Below are 12,294 nucleotides of genomic sequence, written 5' to 3' on the forward strand. Positions count from 1 at the left end.
GCGACAAAATCAGCTTGGATGGTTTTGATGAGTTCAGGGAAAAAATAATAAGGCTCATTGGTGGACATGCGTTGCATTTATATAAAATCCAAAAAGTTGCCTAGGGGTCTGATCAATGCCTGTTAATAGTAAGTTAAATTTACATATCCTAATATTTTTGGTATAAAAGCGTAGCCTTTAAATTATCGGCAGAAGCTTATCTCGCACCTTGATTTTTACTTACAAAATTGTAAATAATTCATTCGAGTGTTTGCCTGATTGCTAGCGGCAACCAAAGAAAGACAAGCGCCGGTTTCTCTTTGGAATCACACGGCGCGCCCCGCAACTTTACTTATCTTTAAACACTAAAACGTAAACGCGATGAAAGCACAACTTTCACATCCCTGTACGCTGCCCAGTTTGGGTATCCATACCCTCTCGTTCAAAACTACGTTTTTCACCCATTTGCAAGCATCGCTTTTCTCGCCTCCATGCGAGGTAATTACTCATTAATCATGTGTTTTCAGGTAAAGTCGAAAGGGGAGAATTGCCTTAGCAGCGGCCTTAAAATTGGCTGTAGGCGCAAAGCTTGCTCGCGCGAAAAGCGTAGCTTTTAAAATAATTTACTTATATCGCGTTGGCGATGGCAACCAAGGGGCGGTCTTCTTCAAATAAGCTCTGCTGCTAATAATTCATCCCTGAAGTCGGGTTCCTGTCAGCATCAATGCTGTTAATTACTCATAATTAATTTAATTTCAGGTGTGATCACGGGGAAATTGCCTAAGCTGTCGCGTTTAAGCTAAATTTGTCGATGTACTTAGAGTTAGGTATATTAAATTCATACATAATTTGAGTAACTAAAATGGCTAACCAAAAACAGCAAGGAGAGTGGTTTACGCTTACCCGACAACAGCCAAAAACAATGCTGTACCGTGCTCGACTTTGTAGGCAATGCCCGCCCAGAATACAACTTTGCCAGTAAATTTCGCGCACTCATTGGTAAAAGTAATCAACCAATAAAAACCGAGATTGAAGACAACTTCCCGCATTTACCGCTAGGTTGTCGTATAGAGCTACAAAAGCACACGCAACAAACAATATTAAAAAATATTCAGCAAGCCATAAACACAAAGCGCCGACTACAGCAGCTAATAAATAGTTATTCGCAACATACCAATGATGCGCTTACGCTAAGTAATTTTTTACGCTTAAACTCACAAGTTACGCTTGAAGATATATACAAACCAAAAGATAAAAAGCTCGGCGGCTGGCACTGGCTTAAAGGCGATGAAAGTTCAGCAGAACAAGCCGATATTTACGCCGCGTATTATCGCGCTATCAACACCCAATTACTCAGCTGCAACTCACTCAGTTACTTATGCTTTTTACGTGATTTATGTAATAACAACTTTAGCTTTACGCCAACAGCGCAAAACCAACAGTACGCGCTTATGGCGCATTACAACTTTTGGGATAACACAGGCACAAGTTTAGGGTTTAAAACCCTTGAACAAAGCTTACAAGCACTTAAACACAAAGAGCTACAGCACGAACTTGCTCAAGTAATTACGCTGTTAATAAACCGCATACACCAGCAAGAAAGCGACTTAGCGTGCTTACCAAGCCACGCAATAAAATTACACAGCCGCTACACGCGCCAACAAATACTCGCCGCGTTTGGCGCACACTCGTTTGATAAAAAATCGACCGCCCGCGAAGGCGTTTTAGAATTTAAAAACCAAAACCTAGAGCTGTTATTTGTAACGCTGAATAAATGCGAAAAAACCTACTCGCCCACAACGCTGTATCACGACTACGCAATCAGCCCTACTTTGTTCCATTGGCAAACGCAAAACAGCGCCCGCCCAGAACACGGCCGTGGCCTTAGTTATATTCAGCACCAGCAAACAGGCAAAACCATCCTGTTATTTGTGCGTGAACAAGGTAAAGATGAAAACGGCAGAACTATGGGCTTTGTAAACTACGGCGAGGTTAAATACCAAAGCCACAACGGCAGTCAACCGATGAATATAACGTGGAAGTTAACAAGCCCCATGCCAAGTGAAATGTGGCATGAAGCTGGGAAGTTGGCGGTTGGGTGATTATGCTACTGTTATTTTGTTTTTTATTAGTTCCATATATTAACTTTTCAACGATCTAAATTAAGTTATATAGTTCAAGAAGCTAATCTCTACAGTCAATATGGTTTGATTTAAAAATATCTACACCAATTTTGCGTAATCTTTCAATCCAACATTCGGCCATTTCATTACCGATATTAAAATGACTTATAGCTATCTCTTTTAAAATACGATGCTCATTTTCAATTGTAGAAGGCATAAGCCCAGCATCATCAGTATTCACACAAACAGTAATTGGTCCAGTGCGAATACCAAAACGATTAAATTTTTCGCCTGCATTGAGTAAAGTATTATCTACAGGATACCATCGATAGACTGGATGCTCTGAATAGCACTTAAACCGACCAATATAGATGTTAGATGTTGGACAAGCCTCGATAACGACACCTTTTCCGCTATATTTCTCGATCAAATAATCTTGAAGAGCTTCATAAAAATCAAGTTCAAATCTATCGACAATCTCACTATACTCATCATTTATAAAGGGCGCATGGTCGCCTCCAAAATAAACACTAACAATTTTTTCAGTGGTATTTCTTTTTATTTTTTTAATTCCATTATCAGTATATTCTTTCCAATACTTAATAGCCTCTGCATTCATATTCATTCTTTTCGATTTAAAATCAGGTAACCAAGCCACGCTCTCTTCACTACTGTTATTTAACTCTGTATCAAAATATTCTGGACAATTTCTTCTTAACCGCCAGGCTTCGAACAATATATACTTAGATCTATCCTCACCAAATAACTTATGACTCCACTTTGATATTTTCCTCTCAAAAACAGCTAACATTACAGTAAACTGTGGGGCTTTTTTCGTAACCTCAATGGCATAATTATATACCCACACTAAATTGTCTAAATGTGAACTCAGAGGGACGTATGCGCGCTGCTGACGAGAAGCCCATTTTTTAACGTCAACCCCTAATGCTAAAGCATGACCAACTCTGTCACTAGATTCATAATCACAAAATTCTATTGTTTCATCAATGGTTCTTAAACCAGTTAATAAATGGCTGAAATCTTCTCCCGCATGAATACTTAAATGCAGTTTCCTTTGAGGAATGAAATTTTTATTATCTGGTTGATAAGCGCTATTTCTTAACACTCGTATCGCGGGAGCAAAAACCTCAATTGGAAAATCGTTTTCATTACCCGAAACATCAATTCCACGAATCAGCGCGCATAAATTTAAACTTTGTACTTTCGAATTACCTAGCTTTTCATACTCATATTTTTGCAATGAAGAAGATGTAAATACTTTTTGCAGCCTACATAATGACTTTGATAATTCTAATCGTTTTGTTGTATAACGTTTATCATATATTTGAAGATTTCCTTTTTCTTGGGCATGGTAGTTTTGTTTAAACGAACGACTAAAATGAAAGGTAAATTGCCTATTATTAAATTGATTCTTTTCTATAAAATCAAAGCCAAATTCAGCTAAATACCTTGCTGTAACCGTCTGATCAGATATTTTAAATTCACGTAACGTATTCTTATCTGAGTCACTTTCGTAACTATGCTTACCATATTCTATGACTTGATCACTGCCCTGCCTCGGTTTAAAAGAAAAGTGCTCAACAAAACTTGTTAGGCCCACACCAGAGCTAATCATCATAGAACGTAAAATATTATTTCCTGTAATGTAAGCACTCAGTTTGTACAACCAAAGATCGCAGCTCGCGTAAACATCCCCGTGATGCACTAATGCTATGGCTATTAATAACCACATCTTATTTGAGTCTTGTCTATTACAATTAATGGCAGCATTAAGTAGCTTAGTTACGTTATTATTTTTCGAGCTTGTAGTTAGTAGATCTCCTATACTTTCATCAGGAATTGTCCAAAACTGGGGACGTTGCCAATCTACTTTATTACATTTACTGTTATCCTTTCCCAGTGTTGCTATTAAATCGTTGAACAACAACTTTATGAGAACTGGTAGCTCGTTGATATTACGCTCACCACTTGAATATTTGGTAAATTCAGATAGTTTAGGAGTTGAAGTGCTATTTTCAAAAATTGATTTAGGTTTATTTCTTAAAAACAGAGATACCTCAGCTAGAGCTGGAGTATAATTACCGTTCCCACCTAAATGTACATGATTATCTGCATATTTCTTTTGACTAAATCCTTTGGGGAATGCAGAAAAGCATTGTTCGTCTATTAATTCACTTACGTTATCTACGTGAAGTAAATTTTGTTTGATTTTATCGCTGTAACCTATTGCTATGAGCCAAACAGGATCTATTTTTGACAAAATAGCAGACCAATGCTTTAAATTATTTTCATTAACAGTAAAGCTTGAACCTTGCCAAACGAGTAACTTTTGTTGCATTACCCGTAATTGCTTTAGTAATGAGTTTGCCCGATAACCACTCCCCCAGATATTATTTATAGCTTTATTATCATCACGACGGTGCATATTTTCTAAGTAAAATTGGTGATCAAATAACGCTAAGTCAGCAGCTTCATTAGCCGCTCTCTCTCTATTTAAAGTGAGCTTGCCATCTCCGCACTGTAAATAAAACTCAAGCCATCTATCTGAACGAAGACGCGTGACGGGTGCCAACCATTCAAGATCGAGTAATAGCATTTTTATATACTCTGCAAGTTTTCATTGAAGAATTTTACTTGTGTAATTCTTCCATCAAAATTGATATTTAGCAGTTCACATATAAACTCAGCTCTAGCGATCACAAGTTGCTTGTTCTTAACTTTAGCATCCTCATCCCAAGCATTTATATCCTCTTCATCCACACCAAACATCAAGCGATGATCACTTATGTTTAATTTTTTTCTTCTTTTTAACTTTTCTTGAAAAATTTTAAATTCATCTAGTTGAATTGGTTCGATGTTTAACTCTGTTATTTTTGTATTTTCTAAAACTGATTCGGATATATCGTTAGCTATCGGACTAATAATTTTATTTTTTTGTGGCAATACGTAAAAAACACCATTTTTGAACTCTTCACTCTCTAATAATTTAAAAATAGGATGATTTGCAATCGCCTGTAGTAAAAGGGCTTTAGGCTTAATATCGTCTTTCAGATCATCATTTATTTCAATGAATGGTTCGCTACTTTTAGATTCCGTAAAATTGAAAAAATACCCGACGTTATCTCTTAAGGGTGGCGAGTAACGTCGGTGCTCTCCAAAATTACGAATTAGATTTAGATTACTTGTAAAAGCTACATTTTGTAATACGACAGGGCTCGGCTTCATAAAAGTAGCAAATGCATTAATTACGATATACTTAAATCTTAAAGCTAAATCAGTCAGTGTTTCATTTTCATACTTATCTGAGGCGTTTTTTTGAATTCTATCTTTCAATAAACGTAACTGAGTGAATGACTTATTAAAAACCGAATATATAATAGGCATCAAAGAATCATTTTTATAATATTCTAAATTAGATAAGTATTTGACCTCCCATGCAGCTATATCAGATGAAAGTTCTCTGATTGTAATATTTGATACTAATTTAATTTCTTCCTCATCAGTCAGCTCTTCTTCTGGACCAATATTAAATGCTTTAGTCGGAAATAAAGCGGGAACTGTATAAAATGGCGTTCTACTAAATAAGTCTTTTAAAATTGAATTCCAATGATGTACTCTTTTATCTAAGTAATCTTTATTCTCAACTTCGAGCTTGAAATCGAAATTAAGTAATGAAATAGCCAATAGTTCATAAGCTCGACTAAAAAATATTTGCCTTTGTGTTTTTAAAGTTAAATCGTAGTAGTTGTTATATGTAAAAATATCTAGGAGCATACGTTTATCATTTCGCGAATCTTGATCTTTACCTTTAGAAGTTGTTTCTTGTATATTTTCGTCAGTTATTGATTCACTGGTTAATTTAAACTTTCCATAGAAATGTTCAATTATAGGCATGCTCCTATATATCTTTTTATTTTTGAACTCTTCAAAATGCTGACTCATTCTTTTTACAAGTTCATTATCTGCATTCAATTTATCTGAAACTTGTTCTGCAAAAAATGGCTTGCCTTGCCATTTTGGTGTCAAGTCGTTCATTTGTAATATTGGATTAAATGAATGTAATTCATTTAAAGTTATATAATCATTATTTTCTTTTACCTTTGAGTTTTCTATTTGCAGTGCTGTAACTGCATTTGAATAAGCTACACTATTTTGCTTTAATCTTGCCCACACAATATAGCGTTGCCATAACTCAGCGCGGTTTTCTTTTTTTAGTTCACTAGGAGAAAAATCTCGAACTAATTGGGTAACTTCACGAGCTGAATCAGGCATTGGCCAATCACAGCTTCTTTCTTCACTATTCAATGGACCAAATAAGCAAGAAATAAATTTAGTTATATAGTCTTTATAACTTAATGGTTCACGCTTTTCTGTGTCACCAAAATCATAAATAATCATACCTGGTAAAAGTCTATCTATTGGTTCTAAGCTGATTCGATTATGGTGGGGTATTACTTTTTTTAGATACTCTTGCGTTAACTGCTCAGCTTTTTGACTTCCAATTATTTCGTTTGATTTGTCATCTTCGTCTTTTGTGAATCGATTTTCTATTATTGGTTCATATAACTCTAGATCACCTGTAATTATAGGAATTATTTTAGGGCAACCTAATAATCGGCGCACAATATCTAAAACATCATATGCACGAGCTAATGCCATATCAATATCATCTATAGGTAGGACAATTGCATCAACACCTAATATTTTTCTGCATTCATTAATATAACTATCAAAATGTTTAACTAACTGTATTCCACTGCGGTATTTAATTACACGATCCAAACCACTTAAATCATCATCCAAGTTTTCCCTCTTTCCTAATGATTTAGAAACCACTCTCAAGGATTGATAAAATGAATCCTCATTAACAGCATTACATTGTTTTGATTCTAAATACGTTTCCACTTCATTATATAAATGTGCAATTATGACATTAGCAAAATTATCATGATCTACTAAAAGGGTTGGATCAATAGAGTCGCAAAAATGTGCTTTCACATCCAAATCATTTTCATCTTTATACTTTTTCCAAAAGCCTTTTATATTTTGTAAAAAAACTGTTTTTCCTGTTCCTCTTGCACCACCAATGAATATTGCATCATGAATAATTGTAGGGTTATTACCTTCATTATCCTTATGCTTTTTTGCTTGTTTTATTGTTTTTTCTAATCGCTGATTAAATTCAAATACTGCATCCTGTTGCCATATTTCACCTTCTTGAATATTTCTTTCAAAATCTACTTTGTTTAAATCTAATACTATTGGCATTTTTTCTCTTTTTCTTATTGAATCAATCATAATTTCCCTTTTTATTTTTTTGTCCAATTCAGTAATAATTCATTAGCAGATAAGTAATCACCAATGATGTCGCGTTGCCGTTCATTTAGCTGCAACTCTATAATTTTAGTAAATTTAGAAGTCAATTCGTCTAGCTTAATATCTTTTAGATATTTTTTTTCTTCATCTACTTGGTTAACTTCCCATTCAAGAGATTGAAGTAAAAAATAATACTTTTCACTTCTAGACCAGCTGCGAGTATATCCATACTGTTTATTTGATAAGTAACAAATAAAATAACTTAGCAAAAAACCACCAGAAAGTAATAAAATGATATCAGCCGTTTTAAACACAATCAGAGCAAAAACATAAAAGACAAAAATAAAGAAATTAAAGAGCCTTAAACCAAACAATAGTTTTTTTTCGCCCTCATTTTTCATCAAGTGTATAAAAAAATAGTAGTAAAGCACGAGAATCAAAGGCATTAATAATAGGCATAAGTAATTAAAAGGTTCGAATTTTAGGTTTAAGTTAATACCTGTTAATTTAAGGTTTATAGCGATTAAAGTACTTGCTATAAAAAGAAATAAGGAAAAGCTTCCAAGCCTTCGCGCTATAAGATGATTAGGTTTGGCTTTTTTTCTGTTTTCTTCAAAATCACTTTTTAGAGATTTAATTTCTTTAATTAAAGATTCTTTTGTCATTTCCATTCTCATTATTTATATTAAAAGAAAATTTCTGTAGTAAATATTGCATCAATCATTTATTCAAAGAACTATGTATAACGTGTAGATAACTCTCATATACAATTATGTTCATCAATCTACCAACACACTCCAATTCCCCGTGATCACACCTGAAACTTAGTTAATGATGAGTAATTTACAGCATGGATGCTGCACAAAGCGTAGCTTGGCCATGGATGGTCTATCTACGCTGGTTACGTTCACATCATTAACGTAAGTTGAAGATACAGTGTGATCCTCGGGTGCGCCGTGGGTGACGAGTGACCGAAGCGAAGCTTCGCAGCACGAGGAAGTGGAAGCATGGATGCTGACAGGAACCCAGCTTCATGGACGTATTACCTCGTACAATGTCAAAATATCTCTCAAATGCCGCCCTTTGGTTGCCATCGCCAACGCGATATTACCTCGAATAGAGGTTTTTAAATCCTTTCAGCCCCTAACTGCACTATGTGAGAATCACGGCTAAAGCGTGTTGCTACAATACACGTTTCGTATGATTTAAATTACATTGTCGCGCTAAAGCACGACCTACGTGTTAAAGCGCGAGGTAAACTCCCGTCTACAATACACAGCGCGGTGTAAAATCGCACCTACACATTAATTACACCGAAATTTAAAAGCTTCGCTTTTAACGCCAGCAAGCTGCGCGTCTACAATACACAGCACGGTGTAAAATCGCACCTACATATTAATAATTCCACCGAAACTCAAAAGCTTCGCTTTTAACGCCAGCAAGCTGCGCGTCTACAATACACAGCGCGATGTAAAGTCGCACCGGTATATTAATTACGTCGAAATTTAAAAGCTTCGCTTTTCGCGCGAGCAAGCTCAGCGCTACAAGCCAAAGCGCGAGGTAAACTCACGCCTACGGCACGAACTATAAATTCTTCATTACACGTCATACCTTGGCTTTTCTTCCGCCACTAAATCAAGCCCTGTTCTTGGCTGCTGATATTTAAAACCAGCCGCTTCTTCAAAACTGCCTTTCGCCACCCATAATTTTGCACTGTTAGCCTGTGCAACCTGATACGCCCAATCACTAACCGATTGTGATTTATCTGCATCGCAATAAAAATATGGCTTTAGTTGTTTGGTTATTTCATGCGAATAAATATCGAGGTTTTGCTCAACCCAGCGATCACGATGAATTAATGCTGCCAGATGATCGCGTTTGCTATTATTGCAATCTGAATGTGCTGCCACAAAGTTATGAGCTAAGTCGTTTGGATAACGTTTAAAGGGAATAAAATGATCGATTTCGAGTGCTTTGCTATCAGGTTTAGCCTTACTTTTTGTAAGGTTCAATGGCTTCTGACAGTAAAAACATAATCCTTTTTGTATATCTATCAGTAGCGGTGCAACTTGCTTTAAGGCTGTTCGGTTAGTTCCAAATAAAAAATCTTGTAACTGGCTTTGCGGGCCAATTAACGATTGATTAGATTTTATTGTTTGTACTTTTTCTAACCACTCAGTTGTAGCTAAATGCACAACCAAATCGTAAAAACGCCTAAAGCACTGATCAATACCCGCGTTTAAGCGAATACTCTTAGGCTTTCGCGCCTCACCTATTAATGTATGGGAATATAAAAAGCACTCTTCTTGCCCTGATAGTAACTGCAAACGCCATAATGGCCCTTTTATGAAAGTATCACGCAGTGAACTTATTACCTTTTCGTATTGATCTGCATTTTTAAAAGCGGTATAGCTTTTAACGCCCGCATTTTGTAATTTAAATATCTCGGTAATAAATTTTGCTTGGCCTTTGCTGTTTTGTTTAAGCAGCATGTCTTCACTGTTAGTAATGAGCGACGATGAATCGATTGAATAAGGTATTGAGTGATTCCAATAAAGTTGAATAAATTTATCGACTAAGGTGTCGATTTTTATTTCCATTTGTGTGTTGGGATTATGTTCTTGCTGTTCCACACACACATCGGCAATTGCATGTAGTAATGCATATTTATAAGTAGCTGTGAATTCACCTTCAACCAACATTCGCTGAATATATGCAATAAAGTCGAGCTGTTGCCGCATTGACCCACTCATAAAACGTGCATCATTTTTACAAGCGCATTTAGCCATACTTCGCTTTCGCGCTCTGGGCGCTGATCAACACTTTGCCAATGTTTAAAAACTTTTAACTGTGTATGACTAAGTAAATGCGTTAAAGCATTTTCGTTTAAATCGGTAAATTCACGGCCATTATGCACACGCTCTGACTCGCCGTATTTAAACGATACATATAAAATGCCGTTTGGTTTTAGTGCATTTTGTAGGTTTAAAAACACCTGCGGTAACTCAGCCTTTGGAACATGTAATAAACTAGCGCAGCACCAAATACCATCGTATTGATTTACACAATTTAGCTCTTGAAATGTTTTAACCGCTACAGGTTGCTGTAAGTAACTGCTTGCCAACCCAGCAAGTTCTGGGCTTGCATCAAACGCACTCACAGTAAAACCCTGCGCTTTAAAAAATACGGCATCGCGAGCACTGCCACAACCGGCATCTAAAATATGCCCGTGTTGTGCAACGTGTGGTAAAAACTCAGCATAAAGCGCCGACATATCAACGTTAAGTGTTGAGTCGCTAAAGGCTTTGGCATTTTGGTTGTAATAAGTAAGTGTGGTGTTTGACACGAGACTCACCGCTCCTTGGCTAATCGTTTAACAGCTAAGGCACTGTTAATACTGCATTCATTATTTGTTCAATCTACAGGAACAAATGAATAAAATATAGGCTTAGTGAGTAGAAATGTTTAAATTAATACGCTGTTATTATTAAGCGCTGATGTTAAGCACTAAGCGCGACATAAATCACGCTTAGCACTTTTTACGCGTTTAGTTATTACTTTTTTCTTAACCAAAAAAGACTCGCGGGAACCGAAATCCACGCCTGCTTACCTAGCGAATCAAGGTAAACACCTACCTCTTCTTTACTGCCAGGGCTGTAGTATGGCGGCTGTTCTTTTAGTTTTTCTTGCCCTGTGAGTATTTTGGCAAAGTGTTTACTTTGCTGTTGGAGCATTTTTTTGTAATCGTTAGCGGGTTTTGAATCGCCGTGCTTTACAAAAGCACTTAGCGCACGGCTTGCTGTTGCGTGTAGCTCTTCACTGTCGGACTTAACCAATAGACTGTCTAACTTGTCCCATTCTTTATTAATTATTAGGCAATTCATTAATAAAAAGCGATTACCTTGATTATCGTTTGGGTTTAGCTTTAGTAACTCTTCGAGTTCTGATTGCGCTTTTTGGGTATAACCATGCAATGCGTGGATTTTTGCTCGATGCGCGCGAAGCATCATATAAGGGCGGGTTTCTTGCAGTCCCCAAAAGTGCCCAGCGTTGTCTTTAATAAATTGCTTTGTAATATGCCCTTCCATCAATTCTAAAAGCATCTGCATTGGCTCAAGTGCTTTTAGCTCTGTATCGGCGAGTACCAGTTCAAGTAGTTCATCAAGCTCATCTAATTCATTTGGTTCTTCGTCTAAAAAGAGGTTGTTAAATTCTGCTTCATCCTCATCGCTTAAAGTTAGGTCATTACTAAATCGAAGTTCAAAAATAGCGTCGGCCATAAAATAAACATAATTACGTTTATATTCTTGGGCGTTATATTGGGCAAATTCACCAAATTCTTTTGCTGCTGCTTTTTCACTAGAAAATGCTTTTAAAACGCTGTTCAGGTTATTAAGAGCCTGTTTTTGCTCTGCATCAAGCATGCGTTTATTTATATGTTTAAGTGCCTGTAAAACCCCTTTACAGTAACTTGGTAGGGGCATATTAGGTTTTAGTGAATCACGGTAGTCTTGCTTAGATAGACTGCACTTGGCTGGCATTTTTAATTCGTTTTGAATTACTTTTTCCATGCATTGGTTATACAGTGCCATTAAGCTTTCTAAGTATTTTAGTTCAGTCGCATTTTGAACATTAAGATCTCCAAATAGATCTGGTTGCCACTCACTCGGGTTAAGCATTTGTGGTAATACACCCAACCCCATTAAATAACCTTGAATAAAATAGTAATTTGAATCGCCCCGAGTTCATCGGAGACCAGTTTGTTTAAGTCAGGCCACTTTACCTGACTCGTTTAAATTATCATAGTAGTCTGTTTCATATTGAGCTGGTGAAATATACCCAATTGAAGATAATA

Annotated in this window: 6 protein-coding genes and 1 pseudogene; 1 reads left to right on the top strand and 6 read right to left on the bottom strand. The window is 36.3% G+C overall.

Annotated elements, in window-relative coordinates; genetic code table 11:
- Window positions 1–869 precede the first annotated feature (869 nt).
- Window positions 870–2,081: pseudogene (locus tag H5119_RS18945) on the top strand (DUF3427 domain-containing protein); the annotation flags it as partial.
- Window positions 2,082–2,163: 82 nt separating this feature from the next.
- Here the strand turns inward: H5119_RS18945 and H5119_RS18950 are convergent.
- The 6 genes from H5119_RS18950 to H5119_RS18975 form a co-directional block, all read right to left on the bottom strand.
- Complete coding sequence (locus tag H5119_RS18950) at window positions 2,164–4,719, bottom strand: hypothetical protein (RefSeq protein ID WP_182703338.1); 2,556 nt, start codon at window positions 4,717–4,719, stop codon at window positions 2,164–2,166.
- A 2-nt stretch (window positions 4,720–4,721) separates the two neighbouring features.
- A complete protein-coding gene (locus H5119_RS18955) occupies window positions 4,722–7,421 on the bottom strand; it encodes a hypothetical protein (protein WP_182703339.1) in 2,700 nt (899 codons plus the stop codon).
- 11 nt (window positions 7,422–7,432) lie between these two features.
- A complete protein-coding gene (locus H5119_RS18960) occupies window positions 7,433–8,104 on the bottom strand; it encodes a hypothetical protein (RefSeq protein WP_182703340.1) in 672 nt (223 codons plus the stop codon).
- 933 nt (window positions 8,105–9,037) lie between these two features.
- Window positions 9,038–10,180: an HNH endonuclease gene (locus H5119_RS18965; RefSeq protein WP_259399038.1), complete on the bottom strand. Its 1,143-nt coding sequence runs from the start codon at window positions 10,178–10,180 to the stop codon at window positions 9,038–9,040.
- Window positions 10,181–10,188: 8 nt separating this feature from the next.
- Window positions 10,189–10,785 (bottom strand): bifunctional 2-polyprenyl-6-hydroxyphenol methylase/3-demethylubiquinol 3-O-methyltransferase UbiG, encoded by a 597-nt coding sequence (locus H5119_RS18970; RefSeq protein WP_182703341.1) that lies wholly within the window; start codon window positions 10,783–10,785, stop codon window positions 10,189–10,191.
- 208 nt (window positions 10,786–10,993) lie between these two features.
- Window positions 10,994–12,157: a UPF0149 family protein gene (locus tag H5119_RS18975; RefSeq protein ID WP_310737453.1), complete on the bottom strand. Its 1,164-nt coding sequence runs from the start codon at window positions 12,155–12,157 to the stop codon at window positions 10,994–10,996.
- Window positions 12,158–12,294: the final 137 nt, after the last annotated feature.

The sequence above is a fragment of the Pseudoalteromonas sp. SG45-5 genome, from assembly GCF_014164085.1.
GTDB lineage: Bacteria > Pseudomonadota > Gammaproteobacteria > Enterobacterales > Alteromonadaceae > Pseudoalteromonas > Pseudoalteromonas aliena.

Bases quoted from the DNA above. Each gene is read 5' to 3' on its own strand.
- H5119_RS18950 (WP_182703338.1), bottom strand. From the start codon at position 4,719: ATGCTATTACTCGATCTTGAATGGTTGGCACCCGTCACGCGTCTTCGT.
- H5119_RS18955 (WP_182703339.1), bottom strand. From the start codon at position 7,421: ATGATTGATTCAATAAGAAAAAGAGAAAAAATGCCAATAGTATTAGAT.
- H5119_RS18960 (WP_182703340.1), bottom strand. From the start codon at position 8,104: ATGACAAAAGAATCTTTAATTAAAGAAATTAAATCTCTAAAAAGTGAT.
- H5119_RS18965 (WP_259399038.1), bottom strand. From the start codon at position 10,180: ATGCGGCAACAGCTCGACTTTATTGCATATATTCAGCGAATGTTGGTT.